29 protein-coding genes are annotated in these 26,854 nt (G+C 47.6%); 19 read left to right on the forward strand and 10 right to left on the reverse strand.

All coding sequences use genetic code 11. The features are described from left to right. The 4 genes from QUA10_RS19640 to QUA10_RS19655 all read left to right on the forward strand — a co-directional run. Window positions 1–248: hypothetical protein (locus tag QUA10_RS19640; RefSeq protein ID WP_333084098.1), on the forward strand; the 248-nt coding region annotated here is incomplete at its 5' end. A 29-nt stretch (window positions 249–277) separates the two neighbouring features. Next, window positions 278–775 carry a GNAT family N-acetyltransferase gene (locus QUA10_RS19645; protein WP_333084100.1) on the forward strand — a complete coding sequence of 166 codons (498 nt, stop codon included), beginning with the start codon at window positions 278–280 and terminating at the stop codon, window positions 773–775. Window positions 776–795: 20 nt separating this feature from the next. After that, on the forward strand, window positions 796–2,004 hold the full coding sequence (cbiE, locus tag QUA10_RS19650) for a precorrin-6y C5,15-methyltransferase (decarboxylating) subunit CbiE (protein WP_333084101.1): 1,209 nt from the start codon (window positions 796–798) through the stop codon (window positions 2,002–2,004). A gap of 225 nt (window positions 2,005–2,229) precedes the next feature. Continuing rightward, window positions 2,230–2,526, forward strand: a complete 297-nt coding sequence (locus tag QUA10_RS19655) for a tetratricopeptide repeat protein (RefSeq protein ID WP_333084102.1) — start codon at window positions 2,230–2,232, stop codon at window positions 2,524–2,526. 289 nt (window positions 2,527–2,815) lie between these two features. Here the strand turns inward: QUA10_RS19655 and cphA are convergent, their stop codons facing one another. The 3 genes from cphA to QUA10_RS19670 form a co-directional block, all read right to left on the reverse strand. Beyond that, window positions 2,816–5,536, reverse strand: a complete 2,721-nt coding sequence (gene cphA, locus QUA10_RS19660; protein ID WP_333084104.1) for a cyanophycin synthetase — start codon at window positions 5,534–5,536, stop codon at window positions 2,816–2,818. A gap of 335 nt (window positions 5,537–5,871) precedes the next feature. Continuing rightward, window positions 5,872–6,765, reverse strand: coding sequence for a cyanophycinase (locus tag QUA10_RS19665; RefSeq protein WP_333084106.1), 894 nt, complete (start codon window positions 6,763–6,765; stop codon window positions 5,872–5,874). A 65-nt stretch (window positions 6,766–6,830) separates the two neighbouring features. Next, window positions 6,831–6,989, reverse strand: coding sequence for a hypothetical protein (locus QUA10_RS19670; RefSeq protein WP_333084108.1), 159 nt, complete (start codon window positions 6,987–6,989; stop codon window positions 6,831–6,833). Window positions 6,990–7,097: 108 nt separating this feature from the next. On the opposite strand from QUA10_RS19670, the gene trmD reads away from it, so the two are divergent. Beyond that, on the forward strand, window positions 7,098–7,793 hold the full coding sequence (gene trmD, locus QUA10_RS19675; protein ID WP_333084109.1) for a tRNA (guanosine(37)-N1)-methyltransferase TrmD: 696 nt from the start codon (window positions 7,098–7,100) through the stop codon (window positions 7,791–7,793). Between the two features lie 120 nt (window positions 7,794–7,913). Here trmD and QUA10_RS19680 read toward each other — a convergent pair whose 3' ends face one another. Further along, window positions 7,914–8,072 carry a hypothetical protein gene (locus tag QUA10_RS19680; RefSeq protein WP_333084111.1) on the reverse strand — a complete coding sequence of 53 codons (159 nt, stop codon included), beginning with the start codon at window positions 8,070–8,072 and terminating at the stop codon, window positions 7,914–7,916. Window positions 8,073–8,177: 105 nt separating this feature from the next. Between QUA10_RS19680 and ispF the strand changes: the two genes are divergently transcribed. The 6 genes from ispF (at window position 8,178) to larB (ending at window position 12,447) form a co-directional block, all read left to right on the forward strand. Then, on the forward strand, window positions 8,178–8,657 hold the full coding sequence (gene ispF, locus QUA10_RS19685; RefSeq protein ID WP_333084161.1) for a 2-C-methyl-D-erythritol 2,4-cyclodiphosphate synthase: 480 nt from the start codon (window positions 8,178–8,180) through the stop codon (window positions 8,655–8,657). Window positions 8,658–8,719: 62 nt separating this feature from the next. Next, window positions 8,720–9,265 (forward strand): hypothetical protein, encoded by a 546-nt coding sequence (locus QUA10_RS19690; protein ID WP_333084113.1) that lies wholly within the window; start codon window positions 8,720–8,722, stop codon window positions 9,263–9,265. Further along, window positions 9,243–9,548, forward strand: coding sequence for a hypothetical protein (locus tag QUA10_RS19695; protein ID WP_333084115.1), 306 nt, complete (start codon window positions 9,243–9,245; stop codon window positions 9,546–9,548). Before QUA10_RS19690 ends, QUA10_RS19695 begins: the two co-directional genes overlap by 23 nt. A 9-nt stretch (window positions 9,549–9,557) precedes the next feature. Further along, window positions 9,558–9,818: a hypothetical protein gene (locus QUA10_RS19700; protein WP_333084117.1), complete on the forward strand. Its 261-nt coding sequence runs from the start codon at window positions 9,558–9,560 to the stop codon at window positions 9,816–9,818. Window positions 9,819–9,858: 40 nt separating this feature from the next. Next, the gene (locus QUA10_RS19705; protein WP_333084119.1) at window positions 9,859–11,619 is read left to right on the forward strand and encodes an ABC transporter substrate-binding protein; all 1,761 of its coding nucleotides are present in this window, start codon (window positions 9,859–9,861) and stop codon (window positions 11,617–11,619) included. Between the two features lie 24 nt (window positions 11,620–11,643). Further along, a complete protein-coding gene (gene larB / locus QUA10_RS19710; protein ID WP_333084120.1) occupies window positions 11,644–12,447 on the forward strand; it encodes a nickel pincer cofactor biosynthesis protein LarB in 804 nt (267 codons plus the stop codon). A 369-nt stretch (window positions 12,448–12,816) separates the two neighbouring features. Here larB and QUA10_RS19715 read toward each other — a convergent pair whose 3' ends face one another. Then, window positions 12,817–13,428, reverse strand: coding sequence for a hypothetical protein (locus QUA10_RS19715; protein ID WP_333084122.1), 612 nt, complete (start codon window positions 13,426–13,428; stop codon window positions 12,817–12,819). Between the two features lie 325 nt (window positions 13,429–13,753). Between QUA10_RS19715 and QUA10_RS19720 the strand changes: the two genes are divergently transcribed. From QUA10_RS19720 to QUA10_RS19730, 3 genes are all read left to right on the forward strand, one after another. Continuing rightward, entirely contained in the window at window positions 13,754–13,966 is a 213-nt protein-coding gene (locus QUA10_RS19720; protein WP_333084124.1) for a high light inducible protein, read from the forward strand. Between the two features lie 143 nt (window positions 13,967–14,109). Then, window positions 14,110–14,649 (forward strand): photosystem II reaction center PsbP, encoded by a 540-nt coding sequence (gene psbP / locus QUA10_RS19725; protein WP_333084125.1) that lies wholly within the window; start codon window positions 14,110–14,112, stop codon window positions 14,647–14,649. A gap of 140 nt (window positions 14,650–14,789) precedes the next feature. Continuing rightward, complete coding sequence (locus tag QUA10_RS19730; protein WP_333084162.1) at window positions 14,790–15,440, forward strand: nucleoside triphosphate pyrophosphatase; 651 nt, start codon at window positions 14,790–14,792, stop codon at window positions 15,438–15,440. A 289-nt stretch (window positions 15,441–15,729) separates the two neighbouring features. Here the strand turns inward: QUA10_RS19730 and QUA10_RS19735 are convergent, their stop codons facing one another. Next, the gene (locus QUA10_RS19735; protein WP_333084127.1) at window positions 15,730–16,635 is read right to left on the reverse strand and encodes a calcium-binding protein; all 906 of its coding nucleotides are present in this window, start codon (window positions 16,633–16,635) and stop codon (window positions 15,730–15,732) included. A gap of 302 nt (window positions 16,636–16,937) precedes the next feature. Here QUA10_RS19735 and eno point away from each other — a divergent pair, with 302 nt between their 5' ends. After that, the gene (gene eno / locus QUA10_RS19740) at window positions 16,938–18,218 is read left to right on the forward strand and encodes a phosphopyruvate hydratase (protein ID WP_445243592.1); all 1,281 of its coding nucleotides are present in this window, start codon (window positions 16,938–16,940) and stop codon (window positions 18,216–18,218) included. 143 nt (window positions 18,219–18,361) lie between these two features. Here eno and argC read toward each other — a convergent pair whose 3' ends face one another. Both argC and QUA10_RS19750 read right to left on the reverse strand, forming a co-directional pair. Next, window positions 18,362–19,420 (reverse strand): N-acetyl-gamma-glutamyl-phosphate reductase, encoded by a 1,059-nt coding sequence (gene argC, locus QUA10_RS19745; RefSeq protein ID WP_333084129.1) that lies wholly within the window; start codon window positions 19,418–19,420, stop codon window positions 18,362–18,364. 27 nt (window positions 19,421–19,447) lie between these two features. Next, window positions 19,448–19,618 carry a hypothetical protein gene (locus tag QUA10_RS19750; RefSeq protein WP_333086348.1) on the reverse strand — a complete coding sequence of 57 codons (171 nt, stop codon included), beginning with the start codon at window positions 19,616–19,618 and terminating at the stop codon, window positions 19,448–19,450. A 235-nt stretch (window positions 19,619–19,853) separates the two neighbouring features. Between QUA10_RS19750 and QUA10_RS19755 the strand changes: the two genes are divergently transcribed. After that, a complete protein-coding gene (locus QUA10_RS19755; RefSeq protein ID WP_333084131.1) occupies window positions 19,854–20,870 on the forward strand; it encodes a sulfate/molybdate ABC transporter ATP-binding protein in 1,017 nt (338 codons plus the stop codon). Between the two features lie 251 nt (window positions 20,871–21,121). Here QUA10_RS19755 and QUA10_RS19760 read toward each other — a convergent pair whose 3' ends face one another. Both QUA10_RS19760 and hisF read right to left on the reverse strand, forming a co-directional pair. Continuing rightward, a complete protein-coding gene (locus QUA10_RS19760; RefSeq protein WP_333084133.1) occupies window positions 21,122–21,463 on the reverse strand; it encodes a low temperature-induced protein in 342 nt (113 codons plus the stop codon). 438 nt (window positions 21,464–21,901) lie between these two features. Continuing rightward, a complete protein-coding gene (gene hisF / locus QUA10_RS19765; protein WP_333084135.1) occupies window positions 21,902–22,693 on the reverse strand; it encodes an imidazole glycerol phosphate synthase subunit HisF in 792 nt (263 codons plus the stop codon). A gap of 512 nt (window positions 22,694–23,205) precedes the next feature. Between hisF and QUA10_RS19770 the strand changes: the two genes are divergently transcribed. From QUA10_RS19770 to nadB, 3 genes are all read left to right on the forward strand, one after another. After that, the gene (locus QUA10_RS19770; protein ID WP_333084136.1) at window positions 23,206–24,192 is read left to right on the forward strand and encodes an adenylate/guanylate cyclase domain-containing protein; all 987 of its coding nucleotides are present in this window, start codon (window positions 23,206–23,208) and stop codon (window positions 24,190–24,192) included. Window positions 24,193–24,447: 255 nt separating this feature from the next. Next, window positions 24,448–24,882: a photosystem II complex extrinsic protein PsbU gene (gene psbU / locus QUA10_RS19775; protein WP_333084137.1), complete on the forward strand. Its 435-nt coding sequence runs from the start codon at window positions 24,448–24,450 to the stop codon at window positions 24,880–24,882. A 300-nt stretch (window positions 24,883–25,182) separates the two neighbouring features. Next, the gene (gene nadB / locus QUA10_RS19780; protein WP_333084139.1) at window positions 25,183–26,835 is read left to right on the forward strand and encodes an L-aspartate oxidase; all 1,653 of its coding nucleotides are present in this window, start codon (window positions 25,183–25,185) and stop codon (window positions 26,833–26,835) included. Window positions 26,836–26,854 lie beyond the last annotated feature (19 nt).

Genomic DNA, 26,854 nt, shown 5'->3' on the forward strand with positions numbered 1-26,854 from the left:
GGCTAAGTTTTAGCTATCGATTGACAAAAAGCGCTCCTAGTAATAGGGGCGCTTTTTGTTTGGGGAAAAATATTTTTCAGACAGTCATGGACGCATGGGCCCGCCGGCGAAGACACCGCAACTACAAAAATAAACAGTTCGCGATCGCACTGCTATCAAAGAAAGTGGCTTTTTTACCGAATCTACGGGCTGCAACCCATCTTTTGATAAAAAATGCGGTTTCTGGCCACCCGTGCGTCTTGGACTAATATTGATAGGTGCAACATAAATAATCCCCATGATATTTGAAACAGAGAGATTAATTTTGAAACCGATTGTGGATAGCGACATCAACACGCTCCACAGAATTTTCACTGATCCCTATGTGAGGAGATATCTGTGCGAGGGCGAAATCTGGTCGCTACAAACGGTTGAAGAAATGCTTGCCGAAAACAAAAAGCTGTTTGCTCAAAAGCAATTCGGTATGTGGTTTATCGAAACTAAGAGCGATCGAGAAACTATTGGATTTGTTGGTTTGTGGTATTTTTTTGAAGAAGCACAGCCCCAGTTAGTTTACGCACTGCTGCCGAAAGCACTTAAAAAAGGTTACGCTACTGAAGCATCAACCAAAATATTGGATTATGGTTTTGATGAACTGGGTTTTAACTATCTTGTCGCAAGTTGCGATCGCCCAAACATTGAATCGCAAAAAGTCGCAGACAGACTCGGGATGAGGCAAGTAGAAGAAAGATTTATGAATGGAAATCCGATATTATTCTTTAGAATCGATAAGTAGTAATTAGTAGTAAGGGCGCAATGCACAAATGGCTTTCGGTGGTGGGGATTGGCGAAGACGGATTATCGGGATTGAGTGCGATCGCCTCTACTCTCCTCTCTCGATCTCAAGTCGTTGTCGGTGGTGCCCGTCACCTCGCAATGCTACCAACCGACGACACTCGCGAACAATTGCTTTGGGCTTCGCCGCTACAAACAACAGTCGATCAAATCATCCGCCGCCGGGGACAGTCTGTCTGCGTGCTAGCCAGCGGCGATCCGATGTGTCACGGCATCGGCGTCACGCTGTCGCGCCACATTCCCATTTCGGAAATGACTGTGATTCCGTCGGTATCGGCTTTTAGTCTTGCTTGCGCCCGTTTGGGTTGGCCGCTGGCCCAAGTTGAGACTTTAAGTTTGACAAATCGCCCGATCGCATCGATAGCCCTTGTTTTGTCCCCCGGCGCGCGCTTGCTGGTGTTGAGCGCTGACCGACACACGCCGGGAAAGGTGGCACAATTGTTGACGCAGCGGGGGTTTGGCAGCAGTTTGATGACCGTGTTCGAGCGGATGGGAGGGAACTCGGAACGGCGGATCGAGGGGGTAGCAGCAGCCTGGAATGAATCGGATTTGGCGGATTTGAACACGATCGCGATCGCAGTTGCAGCCGATCGCGATCGTGTGATTTTCCCCCGAACTGCGGGTTTGCCGGATGCTGCATATCGCCACGACGGACAACTTACCAAGCGGGAGGTTCGAGCCGTTACTCTGTCAACGTTAGCACCGATTCCGGGTGAGTTGCTTTGGGATGTGGGGGCGGGCTGCGGCTCGATCGCGATCGAATGGATGCGGAGTCATCCTCGGTGCAGGGCGATCGCGATCGAACGCGATCCGACTCGATTGCAATACATCGCTGAAAATGCCTCGACTTTCGGCGTTCCCGAACTCCAAATTGTCGGGGGAGAAGCGCCGGAAGCCCTGACAAATTTGCCTCAACCGAATGCTATTTTCATCGGCGGCGGTGTCACTGCAGAAGGTTTGCTGGAAACTTGCTGGAATGCTTTAGGTGAAGGCGGCCGATTAGTTGTTAATGCGGTGACAGTTGAGAGCGAGTTTAAAGTTTTGCAATGGCACGATCGTTATGGTGGGGAACTCATTAGAATTGGGATTCAGCGAGTAGGGGCGATCGGCTCTTTTCAGGGTTGGAAGCCGCTTGCACCCGTAACTCAGTGGGCGGCAGTTAAAAGCTAAAGTAAAATATTCCGAGGGAGCCATCTAAAATAGAGTAATGTGCGCCAGATGCCTCAACCCTTAATAATAATCGCTTTCTCACTCCGCCTGACGCAGCCTACGAGTTGATTTGAGTATGATACTTGGCTTGAGTCCGATTAAAGTAAAATATTCAGAGGGAGCCATCTCAAATGTCAAATCTCAAATCTAAGAGCTCAAATCTCAAAGCTCATGAGAGGTTAAAAAATGAGTTTTTATTACCGACTGCCACCAGCGCTAATCGCGGCAACAATTGCGAGCGTGCAACCTGCTGAATTTGCTGTCGCGCAGTTCTCAGCACAACAAGTGGAAAAAAGTGAGAGAAATGAGTGCAATCCGTCAGGAGAAATCGATTTCAATGAAGTTATTCGCCTCAATCCTAACGATGCTGAAGCGTACAACGGTCGGGTTGCTGTCCGCTATGACCAGGGAGATAGAGAGGGTGCGATCGCCGATTACAACGAAGCTATTCGCCTCGATCCTAACGATACTGATGCTTACTAAAATTGGGTTCTTGTCCGGAACGAACAGCGAGATATACAGGGAGCAATAAATGATTTTCAGAAAGCCTCTGAGTTGTATCAGCAACAGGGAAATACCGATTCATACAGAGATGCACAAAATGCAATTAGAGAACTTCAGAAAGAGCTTGAAGTCTAAATATTTATTATAGGTACGCACCGATATATTACCAATTAGCGGGCGTACCTCATTTAACTGAGAATTTATATAAAAATAGGTTGGGTGTCCTAAAAGTTCAACCCAACCTATTAATTAAATGAGACTTAAGAGTTTAGCCTTGATTCACCACAGTCGGTTTTAAACTTTCCTGTGACTTCGATCGATCTAAACCATTTTGAACTTCCACAGATTCCTTAATCGGTTTCCGGGCTTCAATTAAACTCAAAGCTTTGTTGACACCTTCAGGTAAAATCACTACCAAACTGCCTACCGCCGCCTCATCTAAAGCCTTGTTAACGGCCGTTGTTTCGTCGAGAATCAACTCGTATTCAACGTTAGATTTGTTTGCGGTTCCTGCAGAAATCGCCTCGGCAATTCCCTGGCAAATTAACTTGGCCACAGCACCGGGTTCTCGCCCGCGCCTGTCAATATCTTCCTTGACAATAATACGATCGAACATCTCGGCCGAAAGTTTACCCAGCGTGACAAAATCTTCATCTCGTCGGTCTCCGGGGGCACCTACTACCCCGATTCGCAATCCCGGCCAATTCAGTACGAAACTGCCCAAAGCTTTGTAGCTGTGGGGGTTGTGGGCGTAGTCGAGTAAAGCGTGATAGCTGCCCAAATTAAACAAATTCATCCTTCCGGGAGTTTGACCGACGGATGCTTGGAAGGTTGACAAAGCCGATCGAATATCTTCTATTTTCACTCCTTGGGCAAAAGCTGCCAAACAAGCTGCTAAAGCATTGGCAATCATAAACGGCGCGCGCCCGCCCATCGTCAGCGGCACGTTCACAGCCTGCTCAATTCTCAGCGTCCAATCGCCTTTCAATATCGACAAATACCCATTTTCGTAAATCGCTGCCAGCCCGCCCGCAGCGGTATGTTTGGCAACCAGTTCGTTGTCCGGGTTCATGGAAAAATAGGCAATTTGAGCCTTGACACGCTGGGCCATTTGTGATACTAGCGGGTCATCTGCATTTAAAACTGCATAGCCTTTGGGCATTACCGACTCGACGAGAACGCTCTTGAGTTTGGCAAGTTGTTCCACGGTGTCGATGTCGCCAATTCCCAAGTGATCGGCTGCGACGTTCAAGACGACGCCAACATCGCACTGGTCGAAGCCGAGACCCGATCGCAAAATTCCGCCTCTAGCCGTTTCCAAGACGGCCACTTCCACCGTCGGATCAGACAAAATCAATTGAGCACTCTGCGGCCCGGTATTGTCTCCGCTTTCGACCAAATAATCACCGATGTAAGTGCCGTCGGTAGTCGTGTAACCGGTAATCTGACCGGTCTGCTTGATAATGTGGGCAAGCAGGCGAGTGGTTGTCGTTTTGCCGTTGGTTCCGGTTACCGCTAAAATCGGCACCCGGCTGGGTTGAGGCGAGGGGAAAAGCATATCGAAGACGGCGCCGGCGACGTTGCGGGGCAAACCTTGACTTGGGGCGACGTGCATTCTGAAACCCGGTGCTGCGTTGACTTCGACGATGACGCCGTTGACATCGCGCAGGGGTTGGGAAATGTCGGGAGTTACTACGTCAATGCCGGCGATGTCCAAACCGATAATTTTGGCGACTCTGGAAAACAGCCAGACGTTTTCTGGGTGGATTTCGTCGGTGCGATCGACTGCAATTCCACCGGTACTCAAGTTTGCTGTCGCCCGCAAAAATACTCTTTCGCCGGCGGGCACTACGGAGTCCATCGCGTATCCTTGTTTTTGCAGCAAATCCAGGGACAATTTGTCGATAGTGATCCGGGTGAGCACGTTGTCATGTCCGTCTCCTCGCTGCGGGTCGCGGTTTACTTCTTCAATAAGCTGTTCTACTGTAGACTTGCCGTTACCCACGACGTTAGCCGGGACTCGTTCTGCAACTGCTATGACTTGCCCGTTGACTACCAATACTCTGTGGTCGCGGCCGACGTAATAGCGCTCGACTATCACGCTTTTTGTTTTTGATGCCGCGCTGGCTAAGTCGTAGGCTTCTTCTGCTGCTTCCCAGGAATTGATGTCGATCGTAATGCCACGGCCGTGGTTGCCGTCTAGGGGTTTGAGGACGATCGGATAACCGCCGACATCTTCGATCGCCCCGCGCAATTCGTCCAAATAATGAATCACCGTTCCTCTGGGAACCGGTACGCCGGCGCTGGCGAGGATATTTTTGGTACCTTCCTTGTCACAGGCAAGTTCTACTCCCAAAACTCCCGTGCGGTTGCTCAGAGTTGCCTGAATCCGCTTTTGGTGAACCCCATAGCCGAGTTGAATCATAAACCGGGCGCTCAAAGGTATCCAAGGAATGCCGCGCGCTTCTGCTTCCTTAATTAGTGTTTCCGTGCTCGGCCCTAGGGCTGCCGACGCAGCAAACTCTCTCAGGTCTCTCAAATCTTGGACTAATTCTGCTGCTGGATAAGTGCCTGTCTCGGCAATGCTTTGGCACATCCGCACCCCCGCCCGGGCTGCATAGCGACCTGCTTGTTCGTGTTGATACTCGATTACTACTTGGTAAATGCCTGGGGTCGCAGTCTCGCGGGTGCGACCGAACCCGACCGGCATTCCTGCCATTTCCTGAAGTTCTAGGGCGACGTGTTCGATGACGTGTCCCATCATTGTCCCTTCTCTGACCCGTTGCAGGAATCCTCCTTGATGGCCTGGAGAACAGTGATGGTCGTTCAAACTCGGAAGTGCGGCGATCAACCCTTCGTAGAAGCCAGGAATTTCCGCTGTGGTTTTATCTGCCCACTCCTCTAAATCCAGACGCATCAGGACGAGTTTCTGGCGTCGGATGCTCCAGTAGTTGGGGCCGCGTAAGGTCTGGATTTTAAGTATTTTCATGGCAGTTAGAGGGGTATGGGGCGCGAAATCTTATAGATAATTGGAGCATTTATTCAATTTCGATCTAGATTGCTCGATCGACTGTTCGCTGCGAACAGTTTGGGAGTGAATTTCCAGTTATGGGCTACCCAATTGAAAATTCATGCCCCTGCGATCGGCTAAAAACAAGTACAGGCTAATGGCTAGCCAAAACTCAAAGCCCGAAGCTAGAATTTTCTGTGGTTCGGCCGGGGGTCAGACCGTGGCTGCTTCGGAATCTATTCTATTTTTGTATCCATGATTCGGCCGGAATGCCGCCTAATTTCTGCCGAATCAATGACAAGAGATGTTCTACGTTAGTTGGCTGTGCGGCATTCGGGGGGCCAGCCAGACTCGGAACAGGCTCCTGATGGCATTGGTTTGCCGAGGGGCATATTGTAGCAATCTCCGTGACATAGAACGTGCAAGCGCATATTGAACAGACTTAAGGGTTCTGTCGCTCCTACCATAGACTCATTGGTATAAAAATTTTCCCTAGAATCAACAATAGTCACAGTGCCTTTACCGAGAATTTTCATAGTATCGTCTCCCTCAAACAAGGCGCAGGTGTCTTCGTCAATACCAATAGCGATGCGATCGGGATGGCAAGCCACAGCCGACAGCAAGCGAGCCATGCGGTTGCGGTTGTGAAAATGCTGATCTACGATGATCTCAGGAATAATGTTAAGTCCGTTTGCCATGTCTACTAAAGAGCGGTTCGGTGACGCGCCACTCCCACCGCCTGCAATCATGTGATATCCCATCACCGCAGCACCTGCGCTGGTGCCAGCGAGGGTAATCTTGCCTTCGAGAGTTTCTTTGCGAATTTTCTCCATCAGCGGGGTGTCCGCCAGCAGTCCACAAAGCCGCAGTTGGTCGCCGCCTGTGATGAATACGCCCGTACAGTCTTCTAAGTAATCTTTCCAGACGGGGTTTTCGCCTTGTTCGCGTTCGCGGATGTCCACTACTTTGACGGCGCCAACGCCCATTTCGTCAAATATTGTACGGTAGCGGTTGCTAATTCCTTCGGGATCTCGCGAAGCGCAGGGAACGATCGCCAGCCGAGCGTTTGCACCCCCAGCACGGCAAAAAAAGGTGTTCAGAATCTCTCGCCCGTGAACTTTGTCTTCGGCTCCCCCGATGACCATAATCGAGGTTTTTGTGCGCTGGGGAATATTGTGTTCAAGGGCTTGAGATGTCAACTGCTGCATGGTGTGTCTTCCTCTGTTGGATGTGAAATTCAATTTTGCCGTGGCTGTGCGTAGAATAGGGCTTTTTAAGAATAAATATTTGTTGGTGCGAGGGAGGTGCGATCGCCGATCGTGCGATCCCGCAGTTGTTTGGCGGTGAGTTTACTTGCAGTCGCTGTCATGAAAAACTGATTATTGTTGTACAAAACGGGCCCGCCGACAAAGGAAGAGAATTTAACTTGCAAAAATTTTCAGAAATTATAAGAAATTATAAAGAATAAAGCAATTACTGAAAACTGAACTCCCTCTAAAGGTCAAACTAGAGGTGATGTATCAATGAAATTCCAATAATTGTGCGATTTGACGTTGTTACCCTATTTCCAGAATTTTTCCGGGCTCCCCTAGAGTCGGGACTGATGGGCAAAGCCTTAGCTAAAAAGATTGCTGAGGTGAATTTTGTCAATCCCCGCGATTTTACCACAGACAAACACCAGCGAGTCGATGATGAGCCTTACGGGGGCGGAGTGGGGATGCTGATGAAACCGGAACCGATTTTTGCTGCGGTGGAGTCGCTGCCGGTTTTGCCACGGCGAGAGGTGATTTTGCTGACTCCCCAGGGGGAACCGATGCAGCAGGCGATGTTTCGGGAGTTGGCGGCCGATCGCGATCAGTTGGTGTTGATTTGCGGTCATTATGAGGGTGTGGATGATCGAGTCCTGAATTTGGTGACTCGCGAGGTGTCTTTGGGGGATTTTGTGCTCACGGGGGGCGAAATTCCGGCTTTGGCTTTGATTAATGGGGTTTTGCGATTGCTGCGGGGAACTGTGGCCAAGGAAGATTCCCTAAAGTTTGAGAGTTTTGAGGACGGACTTTTGGATTATCCGCAGTACACTCGACCAGCAGATTTTCGGGGATTGAAGGTGCCCGATGTTTTGCTGTCTGGTAATCACGCAGAAATTGCTCGCTGGCGCAGGGAACAGCAAATTGAAAGAACTCGATCGCGCCGGCTGGATTTGTACGATCGGTGGTTGCAGGAGAGGGAAGAATAGGAGAAAGGGCGATCGCACGAGTGGTCAAAAACCGGGTTTTTTGCGGTAATACTTCGTTGTAGTCCACAGATTCGGTAAAAAACCCGGTTTCTTTGGTCTTGATGCGTAAATCCCGTATATTTAAGAGCCTAATAAATTTTGGATTCGCGTTTGTAAGTCTTTGAGTTCAGGAGAGCGATCGAGAAGTCCGCGAGAATTTTCTAGCGTTTCCAGCATTAACTGTTCTCTCCCCCCTCCAACAGCTTTAGAATTGCCATAACTGCTAAGGAAAGCAGCCAAAAAAAATCTTTAACACTCGGATCGGTATTAAAAGATAAATTCACTTATCTCCCTGAAAATATGGAATAATTGTCCTCTACTATACTTCCCAAACCTCAATTTTACATGAACATCCGCATCGGCAACGGCTACGACATTCACTGCTTAGTTCCTGAACGCCCCCTCATCCTTGGCGGCGTCCACATTCCCCACGAATTAGGCTTATTAGGACACAGCGACGCCGACGTACTTACCCACGCTATCATGGACGCTATGCTCGGAGCTCTCAGCTTAGGAGATATCGGTCTTTATTTCCCGCCAACTGACCCGAAATGGAAAGGTGCTGATAGTCTCGTACTCCTGGCACAAGTGAATCACTTAATATTAGATAAAGGCTGGGAAATCGGCAATATTGATTCGGTGGTGGTGGCGGAACGTCCCAAGCTGAAACCGCATATTGAGCAAATGCGCGATCGGCTTGCTACTGTCCTACAATTAAATCCCGACCAAATCGGCATCAAAGCTACTACCAACGAAAAGTTAGGGCCGGTGGGAAGAGAAGAAGGAATCGTGGCTTACGCTGTAGTTTTGGTAAGCAAAAAATAAAACTTGGGTTTGATAGTAGAAGTTGAATTTACTTAAACTTCTACCCTAAAAAGGCTGAAAACATGGAAACTGAAACCTTGGAAGTAGAATTACCCATAGACGCGGATATTATCGCGTTGGATAAGGACGATCGCATAGTCGCGCTAATCGAGGTCAAAATTATTCAAGCTAAAGAAAAGGCAGCAAAGCAGAGGATTGCTGATTACATGATATCGTGGATGAAAGCTGCGTTAGCGAAGATGTCCGAACAACGCACAGTCATTCCCTATGCTATGTTTGTTGACACCGAACAAATTCTAATTTTCAAATGGAACGGAGAAAATTTATCTAAGCCTGTTTGCTCTCTAAACACTGGTAAGATACTTCATGATTATGAGCCTGAATTTGGTGAAAAATGGATATCTGAGCGTTACTTAGAGAGTCTAATTGAATCGTGGCTGCGAGACTTAGGATATAACGGGAAATCTGAGATGTTGCCAGCATCAGAACAAATAGCAAGAATTGGCTTGTTACAAAGGCTAGCTGGTGGAACAACAAAATCAGGATTACAACTTGGTAATTTTGTATATAGAGACAAACTTTTTGATGAGTATTGCCACAGGGCGTGACCCTCAAGCAAGTACGTTGCTGAGGCAAATGCCAGAATCTGTACAGTTGACAATACCCAGTATTTGCTACATGGAATCTTTATCTGCTTTAGAGGACGAAGTGAAGCGACACAACTCTTTCAAGCAGCAACTTGAAAATCAAATCAGCGAGGCTAACCGAGATTTGACTTCGCAGCACGCCCCGTCTCTATGTTTAAAATTAGGTCAGTCTAAAATAGACTATGAAAGACGACGAAATGATATAGAATTCCGTCTGCGCGAATCTATTGAGCAGTTGTCTTAAAATGCTGAGATGATTGATTTAACAGCTAATATTATTCAAAAAAGCTTGAATGCAACTATCATCGGAAAAGACCCAACAGACAATTTGATTTTACACTGTATCCTCAGTCATGCCCGCTTGCGCCCCACAGAAACCAAAGTATTTCTAAGTGGCAACGTCAAAGAATTTGGCAAACTACCGGAAGTTCAAGATGCTTTGCGGGAAGTAGGGATAACTAAGTATTTTTCACGCACTGAAGACTTTCTCGGTTGGTTACAATCTCAGTCATAGTTGCACGCAGGTGGTAAACTAAAAAATTATGAAAATTTCTATGATGCTACATTCAAGACTGCGCTGGCTGGCGATTGTACTGGCAGCAATTGCAGCGATCGCTCTCTCAGCTTGTACTCCAGCCCGATCGAACTTAGTAAACAGACTCATCGTTCCCACCCCCAGCGGCCCGGCCACCTTTAACTACCCGCTAAATCAATCTGCATACAGCGTTTTTGGCTATATGTACGAGGGACTGATCAACGAAAACGGCTTGACCTCTGAGTTAGAACCCGGTTTAGCTGAGTCGTGGGAAGTTTCTAAAGATGGCAAAAAGATTGTCTTCACCCTGCGAGAGGGGTTGAAATGGTCGGACGGCGAACCGATGACTACTGATGACATTATCTTTAGCTATGAAAAGATTTATTTCAATGACAAAATTCCTAGCGGTTTGAAAGATATTCTGAGGGTTGGCATCAGCGGCCAATTTCCAAAAGTCAAAAAACTCGACAGTCGCCGCGTAGAATTTTCCGTTGCAGAACCCTTTGCTCCTTTTATTAGATATGCTGGGGGAATCCCAATTTTACCAGCTCATATTTTACAGGAAGCTGTCGAAAATACAGATGCAGACGGCAAGCCTCAATTCTTGACTACTTGGGGTACGGATACTGACCCTAAAAAAATTGTGGGGAATGGTCAATACCGAATGCTGAGCTATACTCCCAATCAGCGCGTTGTTTTGGAAAGAAATCCATATTATTGGCGCAAAGATGCTGAGGGAAATCCTCAACCTTACATCCAGCAAATTGTTTGGCAAATTATCGAAAATACTGACAATCAACTGCTGAATTTTAGATCGGGCGACTTGGATACTCTGAACGTGGAGCCGGAAGTGTTTCCGCTGCTGAAACGGGAGGAAAAACGCGGCAAATATACGGTCTTCAACGGCGGCCCGGATACTGGCAGCGTCTTTGTGTGTTTCAATCTGAATAAGGGGCGCAATGCTCAAAATCAGCCGTTTGTAGACCCAATTAAGTCTCGGTGGTTTGCGAGTAAGGAATTTAGGCAGGCGATCGCCTATGGCATCAACCGCGAGGCGATGACTAACAATATCTATCGCGGACTTGGCGCGCCGCTGCATTCCCCAATTCCGGCGCAAAGCCCGTTCTATCTGTCCCCAGAACAGGGATTGAAAACTTACAGTTACAATCTGGAAAAAGCCAAAGAGTTGCTGTTAAGTGCTGGCTTCAAGTACAATTCTAACGGCGAATTGTTGGATGCTGAAAGCAACAAGGTACGATTTACTTTGTTGATGGCGGCCGGTAAAAAAGTTCGGGAACAAATGGGAACGCAAATTAAGCAAGACTTGGGCAAACTGGGGATGCAAATTGATACGCAGTTCCTGAGTTTTAACACTTATGTGGAAAAGCTGCGATTGACGCGGAATTGGGATACTTACCTCGGTGGTTTTACGGGAGGTACTGAACCGCACAGCGGCTACAATATTTGGTCAGTCAATGGAACTTTGCACAGTTTCAACCAGGGCCCACAATCCGGAGAACCCCCGATTAAAGGTTGGGAAGTGTACGACTGGGAGCAGAAAATCGATGACCTTTATGTGAAAGCTTCCCAGGAGCTTGATGAGGCGAAGCGCAAGGAGCTTTATGCAGAAACGCAGCGGATCATAGCGGAACAACTGCCTTTCATTTATATGGTGAATCCGCTGACTTTTGAGGCGGTGCGCGATCGCGTTTCGGGAATTCGCTACAGTGCTCTCGGTGGCGCTTTCTGGAATTTGTACGAGTTGAAAATAGCAGAATAGTCAGCAGTCATTAGTCATTAATTAATGGAACCTAAAATTTTACAGAAGTTACTCGAATCTGTCGCTGCCGGCGATATTAGCCCGATCGCAGCTTTGGATAAATTAAAGCATTTTGACTTTGAACAAGTCGGCGATTTTGCCAAAATTGACCATCACCGCACTCTAAGAACCGGTTTTCCTGAAGTAATCTGGGGCCCGGGGAAAACGCCAGACCAAATTGTTGAAATTATCGAGGCGATGCGCGGGCGAAATTCTGCGGTGATGGCGACGCGAATCGAACCGGAAGTTTTCGAGCAATTGCAACAAAAAATACCCGATTTGTGCTACTACCAAAAGGCTCGAATTTGTGCAATTTCTGCTAATTCCCCAACTCCGCAGCATCCGGGTACTGTGACTATTATCAGTGCGGGAACGGCGGATTTGCCTGTAGCGGAAGAGGCGGCAGTTACTGGGGAACTTTGCGGTTTTCAGGTGCGACGTTTGTGGGATGTCGGAGTTGCCGGCATTCACCGCTTGTTGAGTAACCGGCACGTGATTGCTGATGCTGATGTGTTGATTGCGGTTGCGGGTATGGAAGGTGCTTTGGCGAGTGTGGTTGCGGGTTTGGCAGATTGTCCGGTGATTGCTGTGCCGACGAGTGTAGGTTACGGCGCGAGTTTTGGCGGGATTGCTCCTCTTTTAACTATGCTCAATTCTTGTGCGGCTGGTGTGGGTGTGGTGAATATTGATAATGGATTTGGGGCGGCGATTTTGGCTTGTCAAATTCTCAGAAGTGCTGGCAGAGTGGGAAGAAGAGGAGATGGGGAAAATCTGATAGAGGGGGAATAGTTAGAAACCCCCTCTATCAGATAAGACTAAGGCCAACTGTCACAGGACGATCGATTTTTAGGGTGCCTCTTGCACCATTCTCAAGAACAGGCAAGATGCCTGTTCCACAAAGAGTGAGTTTTCTTGTGGGGTGGGCATCCTGCCCGCCCGTAAAAAACCTAATTGAAAATTGTGCAACATCTCAAGTGCCTCAGACTCCGTTATTGAAAGATTATTGAAGATTTCCGGCAGTAGAGCACATTAACTATATATGCCCGTGGCGTCCAGGACGGCCAGACTCGGCGGTTGAAACCCGGTCTCAACTCGTCTCTCGTTCCAGCAGAGGAGGACTAAAAAATACAGGAGGTATTATTCAAGCCGGATTTGATATTACTTGCTGCCCAGCCAAATCGGATAAGCAGAAGAATCCTCAGCTTTTAACTTTTGCGCCTGATAACTCTTGCTAGTCCAAGTAGCTACTGTTTGCAGGCTTTCTGTCAAACAACTTTCGCTACCAAACGCTTCAAATCCCAAACTCCACCACGCGCTGCCATTAATGTTCAACTGAGTAAGTTCCACGGTGCAACCTTGGGGAATTGGGGCTTCCACAGGCACAGACATCAGGGAACCAGGGGTCGATACTTGATAAAGACGCTGCGCTCGCTTTTTCTTGACTGCCACCCACTTTCCTGTCGCCAAAATATCCGCCGGTATCGGCGCCATCGTGTCCGCACAAACCCACTTCAGCCACTTTTCGGCTTTGCCTTCCCAGCGGTTGCCGAACTGCATCGTCCCCAACTCTCCCTGACGCCACTTTACCTCCAAGGTTTTCCCCCGCAGCTTCACTCCCAAGTAGTCGCAGCTTGGTACTAGCAAATATATGTCTTCCCGCTCTTCAGGAGGCGAAAGATACCCGCCGAGACTCTCGCTTCCAAACCATTGATTGATTGATTTTGGCAGTGCACCGCTATAAAACCACCGCATTTCCAGACTGGCCCGCATAAATTTTTCCTCCGTTCCACAATTTTCGTCAAACCCAGACTGGATTTGCCATACACCATCGACTTTTGTGCCTCTCCACTCTATCCTCCCCCCTCCGGGGCCCAGAGTCTACCCACAGTCATACCATTTTAGATTTTAGATTTTAGATTTTAGATTGGGGAAAGACTGACTATATAAAGGTTTAGAGCTTGCCTACAGTTGCGTTTTTTTTATTTACTGGTGTCAGAGCGAGGTCTTTAAAAAAATTTCTCACAATCCTTTACATATCTTCACAAGTCTGTTACATTTATTTACAGTACACTAAAAACCATTTAGGAAAAAAAAGATGAGTAACAGAGGCTTAATGCTGGACGACCAAGGCAAAATGAACAATTTTGCGATCGAGCCGACAGTATACATCGATGACGAACCCCGCACCGGCTTTACCCCCTACGCAGAACGCTTAAACGGCCGCCTTGCCATGATTGGCTTTGTTTCTCTCTTGGCTTTAGAAGTTTCGACCAAGCACGGGCTGATTAGCTGGCTGACTCAGCTTTAATGACTTTGTTAACAATTAAACTATATGGCTATGGATCGCGGGCGGTACACAAACAGCGATCCATAGCTTAACTATTTTGAGGGGCAAGGTTTGGTGAGACAATTAAAATTAAATATTTTTGTTTTACCCTACCCGTAAAAAGAATGCTCAAACGAATTGCGGCAATACTTCTGGTGGTTCTAAGCCTCACCTTGACCGGTTGTGTGTCTAAAGTCACCGGACTCAAAAGCTACGTTGATACTGGCGACGGCTATCAATTTCTCTATCCTAACGGCTGGCTGCCGATCGCGGTTTCTAACGGGCCCGATGTGGTGTTCCGCGATTTGATTCAGCAAACCGAGAACGTCAGCGTGGTAATCAGTCCAGTCGCCAAGGACAAAACTCTGGCGGATTTGGGAACACCGACGGATGTGGGATACAAGCTCAGCAAAAGTGCGATCGCCCCGATTGATTCCGGCCGCGAAGCTGAATTAGTCAATGCAGAAGCTCGTGAATCGCGATCGAAAAACTATTACATTTTAGAATATGCCGTTAAGTTGCCAAACCAAGAACGCCACAACTTAGCGAGTGTAGCCGTCAGCCGTGGCAAACTTTTTACGCTTAACGTTTCCACTACCGAAGAACGCTGGCCCAAGGTAAAAGAAGCTTTTGAGAAAGTCGTTAAATCTTTCTCTGTTTATTAGGGAATTGGGTATTGGGCATTGGGCATTGGGCATTGTTGACTGTTGACTGTTGACTGTTGACTGTTCGCTGGAAACCCCACCACAGTTAACTGACAACTGTCAACTGTCAACTGTCAACTGTCAACTGAACTTCTTAAATGATGAAAATTCCAACTTTTGTATTAGCTTCAGCTTCTCCAGCGCGCCGCCGCCTGCTAGAAAATGCCGGAATTCAAGCTGTGATTTGCCCCAGCGACTTTGATGAAGGGCAAATACAAATGAAAGATGCCACTAATTTAGTGCAGGTTTTAGCAGAGGGAAAAGCTGAGGCTGTAGCTAAGTTTTTACTGGCTAATTCTCACCCCCAAATCTCCAATCCCAAAGCGTGTTTGGTGTTGGGATGTGATTCAATTTTGGTCATAGATGGCGAAATTCACGGCAAACCCAAGGATGGGGAAGAAGCAATCTCGCGCTGGCAGAAAATGCGCGGTAAGGTGGGCGAACTCTATACGGGTCATGCTTTAATTGATACTAGATTCGATGACTTTGGTGAGGCTAGGTCGCGATCGATCATTCGCTATCAAGTTACAAAAGTTCATTTTGCGGAAGTTACCTCGCGCCAAATAGCGGCTTACGTCGCTACCGGAGAGCCACTCGCCTGTGCAGGCTGTTTTGCACTCGAAGGTAAAGGCGGTTTGTTTGTAGAACAAATCGAAGGATGCCACACAAATGTGATTGGTTTGAGCTTACCTCTGCTGCGGCAAATGCTCACCGAAATGGGATATGATGTGGCGGATTTCTGGCAATCTTAAATATTGTTAAATTCATGTCAGGAATCCGGAGGCAGAGCCTCGCTTATATTCGTTCCCAGGCAGAGCCTAGGAACGAGGATTGATAGCCTTGGTGTTGTGGAATCGGCGTCCCGCCCGTCCGTGTTCTGCTTCTTAGGATCGCGAATTAAATAACTTACAATTTTAATTTTTATTGTGGGATGGGCGTCCCGCCCGTCTTTTTTGGACGGGCGGGACGCCCATCCCACAAACTTCTGGAAGTTATTTAATTCTCATTCCTTAGCAGCAATATGTACCGATTTGAATTAACCTAGAGCGTCGCCTCCGATACAGAGATAAACTGAATTTGATCCGGCGAAACATCCTTCACCAAACCCAAGATATTGCCACTGCTAGCTTCCCGAATCACCGTCGCCTTAGTATTTAAAATTCTAAAATCAGCCGTTCGAGGAATTCCCGGAGGAAAAGGCCCGCTGCTTTCATAATCTCTGGCATCACCAATTGTTAAAAACCTTTCGCTCACAACAATATCATTTCGCGTCAATCCACCCGCTAATCCAATTACATCACCTTCAGCCGGATTGTAATCGAGAATAAAATCGGCAGACACTTCATCTACATCAAAATTGCCACTCGGAGGCGGTTGAAGCGAACCAATTTCCCCCGAAGTTGCTCCCACTTCTGTGCGGAGAATAAACAAATCTGCGCCTTCACTTCCCCACAGTCTATCAATTCCAGCATCACCGATTAGAGTATCGTTTCCACTCTCTCCTACTACAGCATCATTCTCTTTACCGCCGCGAATAAAGTCATCTGCCGTGCCTCCATAAACGTAGTCATTACCTTGATCTCCGCTGACAAAATCGCTGCCACATTCTCCATAAAGAATGTCAAAATCTTGGCCACCACGAATAGTATCGCTGCCGCAACCTCCGATTAAAGTATCTGTGCCGCTGTTACCGTTCATCAGTTCCGCACCACCGGAACCTCTGACAAAATCGTTACCATCTAAAGCCCGTAAACCTCCGGGAGTATTCCGCAGAATTCCGTTTGCTAATTGAAATGCGTCGTCATTAGGAGTTAAGTCGAAAAAGTTGGGGTCGCTGCCAGGATTTGGCAATGGCCCTGTGAGTAATTTGATGTTTGGGGGATCAGCAATAATTGGGTCTGAATTTTCAGCTAATGCTCTAATTTCTCCGAGATTTGTTTCTAACATCCTAAGTTTCTCTTTTTTTGATTGACTTTGTTGACATTCTGATTTTAACAAAGATTCCAATTAAGAAATCTGCGGGAATCTGGGGTTAAAACAATCAAATTATTGTCCAAATTGCCGTAGATCCTTATTCAATAAGCGTAGTTTATTGACACCAGGTTGCTCGTCCAAATCCGCAAATATTTTGAACTGTGTACCAATAATTCTGGGGATCGCGTAATCTATTACCCGTCAGCAGTCAGCGTGGGAAAACCCAGAGACTGCTAATTGTCATGAAACCTTGAGTTAAGTCAGGAATAATTAATATGCTAGACACTGCGATCGAATCTATTCAAGCCAGAGAGATCCTCGACTCCCGTGGGCGCCCCACCATTGAAGCTGAAGTTTACCTAGCCAACGGTGTTGTAGGGATCGCCCAAGTCCCCAGCGGTGCGTCTACAGGCTCTTTTGAAGCCCACGAACTCCGCGATGATGACAAAACCCGTTACGGCGGCAAAGGAGTCCTAAAAGCCGTTGCTAACGTCGAACACAAAATTGCCCCCGCTTTGGCCAATATAGATGCGATCGACCAAGCGCTGGTAGACAAAACCATGATTGACTTAGACGGTTCCCCCAACAAATCCCACCTCGGCGCAAATGCCATTCTCGGAGTCTCCTTAGCCACAGCAAAGGCTGCCGCCGAGACTTTAGGACTCCCCCTTTACCGCTACTTGGGCGGGCCCTTGGCGAACGTTTTGCCCGTACCACTGATGAACGTGATCAACGGGGGATCTCACGCTAACAATAATGTGGACATTCAAGAATTTATGATTGTCCCTGTGGGTGCGCCTTCTTTTAAAGAAGCTTTACGCTGGGGTGCAGAGGTATTTGAATCCTTGAGTAAAGTCTTAAAAGCTGAGGGTTTGCTGACTGGTGTGGGTGATGAAGGCGGTTTTGCGCCTAATCTTAAATCTAATCAAGCAGCTTTGGATTTATTGATTGCAGCTATTGAAAAAGCTGGCTACAAACCGGGTGAACAAGTTGCTTTGGCTTTGGATGTTGCTGCCAGCGAATTTTACAAAGATGGGCAGTACACTTACGACGGTGTGGCTCATTCGCCGGCAGAATTAATAGATTATTTGGATGGTTTGGCCGGAAAATATCCGATTGTTTCTATTGAAGATGGTTTGCACGAAGACGATTGGGACAGTTGGGTAGCGCTGACTGAGAAAATGGGCAGCAAAGTTCAATTGGTTGGTGACGATTTGTTTGTTACTAATCGCACGCGGCTGCAAAAAGGAATTGATTTGAAAGCTAGCAATTCGATTTTGATTAAGCTAAATCAAATTGGTTCTTTGACAGAGACTTTGGATACGATCGACCTCGGCAAACGGAACAGCTATCGAGCCGTCATCAGCCACCGTTCCGGTGAAACTGAAGATACCACAATTGCCGATTTAGCGGTAGCGACTCGCGCCGGTCAAATCAAGACTGGTTCTTTGTGTCGCAGCGAACGAGTTGCCAAATACAACCGTTTATTGCGGATTGAGGATCAATTGGGCGATCGGGCAATTTATGCTGGGTCGATCGGTTACGGGCCTAAATAACACTTGGTAATCGGTAATTGGGCATGGGTAATTGGTAATCGGTAATTGGGAATGGGTAATTGGTAATCGATAATCGGTTAGTTTTTAATTTTTATCACCAATGGCCAATGCCCAATGCCCAATGCCCAATTACCAATTACCAATTAAGGATAGAAAGCCAACTGTGGTAAACCCAAAGTTTCTTCCCAACCCATCATTAAGTTCATGCACTGGATGCCTTGGCCGGCTTGTCCCTTAATTAAATTGTCGATCGCCGATAGCACAATCACCCTGTCAGTACGCGGATCGACTTCCACGCCGATGTAACAAAGATTTGTGCCACAAGCCCATTTTGTTTGCGGATAAACTCCAGCCGGTAACACTTTTACCCAAGGAGAATTGCGGTAAAAAGCGCTGAAAATTGTGATTAAATCTTCCCGCACCAAACCCGGATCGCGCAAAGTTGCGTACACAGTCGCCAGAATTCCCCGCACCATCGGAATGAGGTGGGGAGTAAACTGAACTTTAATATCGTGTCCCGCTAAATCGCTGCAAATTTGCTCGATTTCTGGCGTGTGGCGGTGGCGGCCAACGCCGTAAGCGCCCAGAGAACCCTCTGCTTCAGCCAACAAGAGATTAACTTCGGCTTTGCGGCCCCCTCCCGAAGCACCGGATTTGGCGTCGATGATAGCTGTTTCTGGGACAATGAGGCCTTGTTTGAGCAAAGGTGCCAGGGCTAATAAACTAGCAGTGACGTAGCAGCCGGCACAGCCTACTAACTGAGCGTTTTTAATGCGATCGCGGTACAATTCTGGCAAACCGTAAACAGCCGTTGCAGCCAGTTCAGAGTCCGATCGCTCGCCACCGTACCAAGCTTTGTAAGTGTCCAGATTTTCAAATCTGTAATCAGCCGACAAATCCAAGACTTTGCAGCCTTTTTCTATCAGCGTCGGTGCCATTTTGCAAGCTAAACCGTTCGGCAGCGACAGAAACACAACTTCGCATTTTGCCGCTATTTTGTCTAGGTCGATCGCCTCGACTGTCAAATCAATGCAGTTAGTCAGATGCGGGTAAAGGCTGGAATAAGGTTTTCCTGCACTGCTATCCCCGCCCAAATAAACTACTTCAGCCGCCGGGTGGTCCGCCAGCAGTCGCACAAGTTGCACGCCGCCGTAACCTGAAGCGCCGATAATTCCTACAGGCACACGTCCAACATCTCCCATTTTCCTTTATCCCCTCAGCCGTTGAAGTCAAAAACGCTTGAACTTTTGCTGCATTGTAGTACCAAACGTCAACTTTGGTGGCAAAGAATTGTGTTGTTTTGTTTTGGAGGTGCATTTTTTTTGATTTTCGGCTGTTTGATACCGCCCAAAACCCATACAAAGCCCTGGAACTCCCAAAGTTTTAGACCAAAGTTCCATCTTCCAGATTCCAAGCTGCAAGTAAATCTAAAATCTAAAATCTAAAATCTAAAATCGACTGACCGATCGCCAAAACCCTACAATTAACAAACTGATGTGCGATCGTGCTATAAAAAAACTTACCTTAACCCATCCACAAACCGGAGATTAACATTTTTCCCTCTTGCCTCTTGCCTCTTGCTTCCTGTATCCTGCCTCTTCCCTCTTCCCTCTTCCCTCTTCCTTCTTCCTACCTATGGGCATAGTCGTAGAAAACGTATCAAAACAGTTTGGCAGTTTCCAAGCACTCGATCGAGTCAGCTTAGAAATTGAATCGGGTTCCCTAGTCGCATTGCTGGGCCCGTCTGGTTCCGGCAAGTCTACACTGCTGCGGCTGATTGCCGGTTTAGAAATGCCCGACTCCGGCAAAATCTGGCTAACAGGCCAAGATGCGACCAATACTAGCGTCCAAGACCGCAAAATTGGGTTCGTATTTCAGCACTACGCGCTATTCAAGCACATGACAGTGCGAAAAAACATCGCTTTCGGGCTGCAAATTCAGAAAACACCGCCCGCGAAAGTCAAATCGCGGGTAGAAGAATTGTTGAATTTAGTGCAATTGGCAGGATTGGGCGATAGATACCCGTCGCAACTTTCAGGAGGCCAGCGACAGCGGGTGGCCCTCGCCAGAGCCCTGGCTGTGGAACCGAAAGTGTTACTGCTAGACGAACCTTTTGGAGCTCTTGATGCCAAAGTTCGCAAAGACTTGCGTGCTTGGTTGCGGCGACTGCACGACGAAGTTCACGTTACCACAGTCTTTGTGACGCACGATCAAGAAGAAGCGATGGAAGTTGCCGATCACATCACAGTAATGAATAAAGGTAAAATCGAACAAGTAGGAACACCCGCAGAAATTTACGACCATCCAGCGAGTGCTTTCGTCATGAGTTTTATCGGCCCCGTCAATGTATTGCCCAGCAGTTCGAGGATGTTTCAAGACAACGGCTTTGACTCAGCCAACCCGGAGATTTTTTTGCGCCCTCACGACGTAGTAATTGAAACTACAGAAAATAGTGCAACAGTGCCTGCAAGAATCAGTCGCTTGATTCATTTGGGATGGGAAATTCAGGTAGAATTGACCTTAGATGACGGTCAAGTAGTAAACGCTAATTTGACTAGAGAAAGATTCGATAGCTTGAACTTGCAGCCCCAGCAAAGAGTGTTCGTAAAGCCGAAAGATGCCAAGTCCTTTCCACTTTTTTATTCCATCTAAGGATCGCGAATTAAATAACTTACAATTTTAATTGTTATTGTGGGACGCCCATCCCACAAACTTGTGGAAGTTATTTAATTCTAATTCCTAAGAGCAATTATGAAAACTCAAGCTAAATTTAGATTGGATACTGCCTTTTCAAGAATGTGGCGCGGTGCGGTGTCTCTACAAAAAAAATCTAGGGACACGGCGCGATGCCGTGTCCCTAATCTTTTATACTGACAACTGTCCGCTGACTACTGCGCGCTGAGTTAGTCTTTAATTTTGCTGACAGCTTTTTTGACTTGTTGCTCAAAGGATGTAGCTTGTGTATTGGAAGGATTTTTCATTTTTTCAATGTCAGCGTCTCCCTGAACTTCGTTGGGTCCTTTGCTGGCTTTTTCTTGAGTTTCTTCCAAGGACATTGGTTTTTTCAGTACAGCTTCTTGAGATTCTTTTTCAATCCCTAAAAGTTGGTCTTCACCTTTGGTGGGGCTGCTAGTAACGGCAAAAGCGGGAAAAGCATTAGAAACAAACATCAAGGCACAAAAACAAACAGCTATTAAAGTGCGGACTAAACGCTTGGCAGGGAAGTTAAAGCTGATAAAAGACATACAAAATTTCTCCGTTTTTAGAAGTTTTGATCGCTAAGATTGTTAACAGGCTGAAGCTCACTCATATTCTGCACAATCTTTAACTCAATTTTGATAAAAGCAACCGTTGCTTTCTTTCAAATTGAGCTAACATATAATATTTAGCTGAAAAAGCTGGTATTTGAAATCCTTCTCAGGGAATATTTCTAGATGACTGGCGTCGATCGCCCCAAGAGAGTTATGTAGAAGGCACTTGTGTAGAATCAAAAAAATTCTCTATAAGTGCCTTCGGATGCGCCTCACATAGCGGTATCAATGTCAGTAACTGGTTTTATCGTTGGGTGGGGTGGGGGCGGGTTTATTTAGCCTCTTTGCAACGTGAGAGGGCGCTTGAGTGAACCCGCAGAGCGGTTTGTTAAAAATGTTGCAAGATATGAGATGCGCCCGACTATCCACTGACTAATGACTAATAACTAATGGCTGCTGCTGTCGCACGGGAACTTGACATTTTGCTAGATAAGTTTTAATTTCTCCTACACTGAGTTGCCCGTAATGCAGCAGGGAAGCCAGCAGTGCAGCTTCTGCCTTGCCCTCAGTCACGGCTTCGTAGATGTGGTGGCAGTTGCCGGCGCCGCCGGAAGCAATGACGGGAATTTCAACAATTTCGGCAATGCTGCGAGTTAATTCCAAGTCGTAACCGGCTTGAGTGCCATCAGAGTCCATGCTTGTCACCAGAATTTCGCCGGCGCCGCGCTGTTCGGCTTCTTTGGCCCAGGCGAGCGCATCTAGGCCGGTATTTTCTCGCCCTCCGCGCACGTACACGTCCCAACCCGGATTATCTGCGTCTTGCCGTTTGCGGGCGTCGATCGCCACTACAATGCACTGATTACCGAATCGATCGCTGGCTTTGTCAATTAAACTCGGATCGCGCACGGCAGCCGAATTAATACTCACCTTATCAGCGCCCGCCCTCAATAAACTTTTAATTGTGTCTAAGGATTGGATGCCGCCGCCCACCGTCAAAGGGATAAATACTCGATCGGCCGTTCGGTACACCACATCGATCATAATATTCCGGTCTTCGTGAGTCGCGGTAATGTCCAGAAACACCAACTCGTCAGCACCCGCATCGTTGTATACCTGAGCCATTTCTACCGGATCGCCAGCATCCTTAAGGTTGACAAAATTGACACCTTTGACCACGCGACCGGCTTTCACATCCAAACAAGGCAAAATTCTTTTCGACAACATAAAATTCTCGTATTTCCAACTTATTGACCGCCGCAGCGAGGAAAAGGCTTTGTTGATATCTTCAAAAACCAGAAGTTAAGCAACAAATCTTAAAGATACCTTGTGTTTAACAATTCTCGGTCGGAGCCGGAGAGCCATTTTTCAGTTTTTTTAGGCCCCCTGAGAATAAATAAAACTTGGCTCGCAGTGGGAGCCGTGACCTTAGGTAGAATATGGGTAGAGAGTTATGTTTCGGCAAAAAGCAACAAATTTAAGTCCCCAGAGACATCTTTGTGGTGAAAAATATGACAATTTCGCCTATGATCGAACCATAACTACCTTCGCTGGCGATCAAATTGTGGTTCGGCAATCCTGTATGCTTTGGTGCATCGACGATCGACTAAACAATTTTAGATTTGAGAACAGCAGATTTGAGGTTTTTTAGCAGCAATCTCAGTTATAAGCCGCGCGGTAAAGTTAAAATTTAAAGTTTAAAATCTCAAATCGGTTGACTTGATGTCGTTTTTAGGGCTGTGGTGACTTTGCAAGCCAATCCACATTTGGTACTTCGTACAGAGAAAAGCGGCAATCGCTACTTGCCGCTCTCCGGCAGCAATTGCTGGACAGTAGGGCGGAGCGATGACAATAATTTTGTACTGACAGATCGCTGGATTTCCCGTAATCACGCGATGTTACAGCAAATGGAGACAGGAGAGTTCTACCTGATCGACTTGGGCAGCCGCAATGGTTCCTTTGTCAACGGGCGGCGCGTCAGTATTCCTGTCACTCTCAGAAATGGCGATCGGATTATTTTCGGTCAAACCGAATTGGACTTTTACAACCCAACCGCCGGCCACCGACACGATCCAATACACGAGACAGACTCTGAAGATTTTACGGCGACTTTGACGGTGCGTAGCCTGATTAGCGTCATGGTAATGGACATCCGAGACTTTACAGTTTTGACTAGGCAGCTAGACGAAACCCTCCTCTCGGAAGTTATCGGCAACTGGTTCCGCAAAGCAGGACAGATTATTCGCGAACACGGCAGTTGGGTGGACAAATACATCGGCGATGCCATCATGGCAGTCTGGTTTCACAAAACCAGCGGTGTCAGCAGCGAAGAAATGATGCGGATTTGCCAAGCTTTGAGCGAACTGCACAAGGCAACAGACGAACTCAGCAGCCGTTACCCCCTGCCTTTTCCTTTGCGAGTCGGGGCTGGCATCAATACCGGTTATGCAATGGTGGGAAATTCTGGCAGCAGCGACCGATCGGACTATACCGCCTTGGGAGATACTGTAAACGCAGCATTTCGCCTGGAATCTTGCACCAAGCAACTCGGCAAGGATATCGCTGTGGGAGAAACTACCTACAAATACCTGACGCAATTGGGTGCCCAGGGCGCTTTCGAGCAGCACACCGTTGCTTTAAAGGGTTACGACACTCCCACCGTGACTTACGGCGGTACTTATGCTGACTTAAATGCTTTTCTCAAAACGAAAGGAAAAAGTTCTTGATAGCGAGAAAATTGGGGGCGGGGCAAAAATTAACCCTTTAAAATCGCAGTCCGAGTTTTTAATTGGGAGTGCCTTTGATAAACTTGCCTGCGATGCTTAAAAGTCGGCTAATATCATATATTGTCCGCCTTGTCAATACCAAAATGTAAAGTTTATAACAGCCCTCTACCTATTGCGGATTTATCTGAAAAACTGCATAAGCAAAATGGTAGTCTCTACATAAATGCTGTGTATGAAATTGGGAGACAAAACTTCATGAAACGATTGGGTCGTCTATTGGCAGTATTGGGCTTAGTGCTGGGCTGCTTTGCATGGGCTGGAGACCAAAGCGCGATCGCGGCAACCTTGAGCCGTATCGTCTTGCCATCATCCTCGCTCCTAGCTGTTGAAGCTCCGGCTAGAACCAATCGCGCCGATGAGAAGCTTGCCACAGAATACGGCAAAAAACTTGATTTGAACAACAGCGCCGTCCGAGACTTTCGGGAATTTCGAGGGTTGTATCCCACTTTAGCTCGACTAATTATTAAGAATGCTCCTTACGAAAATGTTGAGGACGTACTCAATATTCCAGACTTGACGGAAGCTCAGAAAAAAGTGCTGCAAGCTAACATGGAAAAGTTCACCGTAACTGATGTTGAATCCGTCTTTATTGAAGGAGACAACCGGTTGAATAATGGTCTCTACGACTAGGTAGCAGCGGGTCTCTTTTGAAGGCATTCGCAATTGGGCAGAAGGCATTCGGCAGAAAGAAAAGATTTTTTTCTACAGGCTGATGACTTCTGCCTTTAATTTCTCAAGACTTACTTTCAACCACCATTCGGCAAAAGCCGACCCAAATTCGCTAGATTGAAATAAGCGGGTTCCCCTCATTCATCTAAATTCTAAAATCTAAAATCCCTTGACTGACATTAGTTCAAGTCCCCAGATTCATCTGTAGACTCAATTCTAAAATCTAAAATCTAAAATCTAAAATAGACTGGCGGCAGACTTATGACTGACAAATTTGACGTATTGGTAATAGGTGCTGGCGCGGCGGGTTTGTACACAGCACTTTGCCTGCCAGAGCATTTGCACGTGGGCTTGATCAATAAAAATACCCTGCCTGTTTCTGCAAGCGATTGGGCTCAAGGAGGGATTGCGGCGGCGATCGCCCCTGAAGATTCCGCAGCGCTGCACGTTCAGGATACACTGGCTGCGGGAGCCGGTCTTTGCGATTTGGAGGCGGTGAAGTTTTTAGTCGAGGAAGCTGGTGCTTGCATCGACTCCCTGGTGAAAATGGGCGTTGCATTCGATCGCACCGGCCCCGATTTAGCCCTCACCCTAGAAGCAGCGCACTCCCGCCGCCGAGTTCTCCACGCCGCCGACACTACGGGCAAAGCCGTTATCAGTACGCTGACAGCAAAAGTATTAAGCCGCAAAAACATTCAACTCATATCTCCTGCCTTTGCTTTGAGTCTGTGGCTAGACCAAACCGGGCGGTGTCAGGGGATTAGCTCGATTTGCGGCTCACAAGTCAAGTGGCTGCAGGCTAAAGCCGTGGTGCTGGCGACAGGCGGCGGCGGACAAGTTTTTGCTCAAACGACCAATCCGTCGGTAAGTACGGGGGACGGGGTGGCAATTGCGTGGCGCGCCGGGGCCTTGCTGCGAGACTTAGAATTTGTGCAGTTTCACCCGACGGCGCTGAGCACCGCGGGCGCGCCTCGGTTTCTCATTAGCGAAGCGGTGCGGGGAGAAGGAGCTCATTTGGTTGACAGTAAGGGATATCGCTTTGCTTTTGACTCTCACCCTAGCGGGGAACTAGCCCCTAGGGATGTTGTCAGTCGCGCTATTTTCCGCCACTTGCAGAAGACGGGAGAACCTCATGTTTGGCTGGATTTGCGCCCGATTGCGGTCGATCAACTGCGCTACAGGTTTCCCAATATTATTCAAGTGTGCGCTGATTGGGGAATTGATATTTTTTCCGAACCAGTGCCGGTGACGCCCGCGGCCCATTACTGGATGGGAGGGATTGTCGCTGACAAGTTTAACCAAACTTCGATTCCGGGTTTGTACGCGGTGGGAGAAACTGCGAGCACGGGGGTACACGGCGCTAATCGGTTGGCGAGCAATTCGCTGCTGGAATGTCTGGTTTTTGGGGCGCAGATGGGACTTTTGCAGCTAGAAGGTGGAAGGGCCGAGGCATTCGCCGATCAGTTCGAGGCGAGGGAAATCTGGGAAAAATCGATTTCTGAACAGGACATTGAGGCGATCGAAAGATTGCGGGTTGAATTGCGGAATTTGGTGTGGCAGAGTGCGGGAATTTGCCGGGGACAGCGGGATTTGGAAAGGGCGATCGTCCAACTTGAGATTTGGCGGCAAGAATTTGCTTTGTTGCCTTTGAGTCAAACGCTTGATAATTTACGGCCCGGACAAATTATTGATTTTTCCCCTGCTGAGGCCCAGAATAGCTCAATTTTGCGAAATTGGGGAGAAGTAGGGAATTTATTGGATATCGGCTATTTAATTGTCAAAAGTGCTGCGTTTCGCACCGAAAGTCGCGGGGGTCATTACCGAGTGGACTATCCCCTCACGGATCCGGATTGGTGCAGCCATACTTTAATTAACCAATCCAATTGGTACAAATCTCCGCGAATAGAAGATTGAAAATTTATTGAAAATGTGG

Origin of the sequence: Microcoleus sp. Pol8_D6, from assembly GCF_036700965.1 — a bacterium.
Lineage (GTDB): Bacteria > Cyanobacteriota > Cyanobacteriia > Cyanobacteriales > Microcoleaceae > Microcoleus.

Coding starts and splice junctions, on each gene's coding strand:
- QUA10_RS19645 (WP_333084100.1), top strand. CDS start 278: ATGATATTTGAAACAGAGAGATTAATTTTGAAACCGATTGTGGATAGC.
- cbiE (WP_333084101.1), top strand. CDS start 796: ATGCACAAATGGCTTTCGGTGGTGGGGATTGGCGAAGACGGATTATCG.
- QUA10_RS19655 (WP_333084102.1), top strand. CDS start 2,230: ATGAGTTTTTATTACCGACTGCCACCAGCGCTAATCGCGGCAACAATT.
- cphA (WP_333084104.1), bottom strand. CDS start 5,536: ATGAAAATACTTAAAATCCAGACCTTACGCGGCCCCAACTACTGGAGC.
- QUA10_RS19665 (WP_333084106.1), bottom strand. CDS start 6,765: ATGCAGCAGTTGACATCTCAAGCCCTTGAACACAATATTCCCCAGCGC.
- ispF (WP_333084161.1), top strand. CDS start 8,178: ATGAACATCCGCATCGGCAACGGCTACGACATTCACTGCTTAGTTCCT.
- QUA10_RS19690 (WP_333084113.1), top strand. CDS start 8,720: ATGGAAACTGAAACCTTGGAAGTAGAATTACCCATAGACGCGGATATT.
- QUA10_RS19695 (WP_333084115.1), top strand. CDS start 9,243: ATGAGTATTGCCACAGGGCGTGACCCTCAAGCAAGTACGTTGCTGAGG.
- QUA10_RS19700 (WP_333084117.1), top strand. CDS start 9,558: ATGATTGATTTAACAGCTAATATTATTCAAAAAAGCTTGAATGCAACT.
- QUA10_RS19705 (WP_333084119.1), top strand. CDS start 9,859: ATGATGCTACATTCAAGACTGCGCTGGCTGGCGATTGTACTGGCAGCA.
- larB (WP_333084120.1), top strand. CDS start 11,644: ATGGAACCTAAAATTTTACAGAAGTTACTCGAATCTGTCGCTGCCGGC.
- QUA10_RS19715 (WP_333084122.1), bottom strand. CDS start 13,428: ATGCGGGCCAGTCTGGAAATGCGGTGGTTTTATAGCGGTGCACTGCCA.
- QUA10_RS19720 (WP_333084124.1), top strand. CDS start 13,754: ATGAGTAACAGAGGCTTAATGCTGGACGACCAAGGCAAAATGAACAAT.
- psbP (WP_333084125.1), top strand. CDS start 14,110: ATGCTCAAACGAATTGCGGCAATACTTCTGGTGGTTCTAAGCCTCACC.
- QUA10_RS19730 (WP_333084162.1), top strand. CDS start 14,790: ATGAAAATTCCAACTTTTGTATTAGCTTCAGCTTCTCCAGCGCGCCGC.
- QUA10_RS19735 (WP_333084127.1), bottom strand. CDS start 16,635: ATGTTAGAAACAAATCTCGGAGAAATTAGAGCATTAGCTGAAAATTCA.
- eno (WP_445243592.1), top strand. CDS start 16,938: ATGCTAGACACTGCGATCGAATCTATTCAAGCCAGAGAGATCCTCGAC.
- argC (WP_333084129.1), bottom strand. CDS start 19,420: ATGGGAGATGTTGGACGTGTGCCTGTAGGAATTATCGGCGCTTCAGGT.
- QUA10_RS19750 (WP_333086348.1), bottom strand. CDS start 19,618: ATGGAACTTTGGTCTAAAACTTTGGGAGTTCCAGGGCTTTGTATGGGT.
- QUA10_RS19755 (WP_333084131.1), top strand. CDS start 19,854: ATGGGCATAGTCGTAGAAAACGTATCAAAACAGTTTGGCAGTTTCCAA.
- QUA10_RS19760 (WP_333084133.1), bottom strand. CDS start 21,463: ATGTCTTTTATCAGCTTTAACTTCCCTGCCAAGCGTTTAGTCCGCACT.
- hisF (WP_333084135.1), bottom strand. CDS start 22,693: ATGTTGTCGAAAAGAATTTTGCCTTGTTTGGATGTGAAAGCCGGTCGC.
- psbU (WP_333084137.1), top strand. CDS start 24,448: ATGAAACGATTGGGTCGTCTATTGGCAGTATTGGGCTTAGTGCTGGGC.
- nadB (WP_333084139.1), top strand. CDS start 25,183: ATGACTGACAAATTTGACGTATTGGTAATAGGTGCTGGCGCGGCGGGT.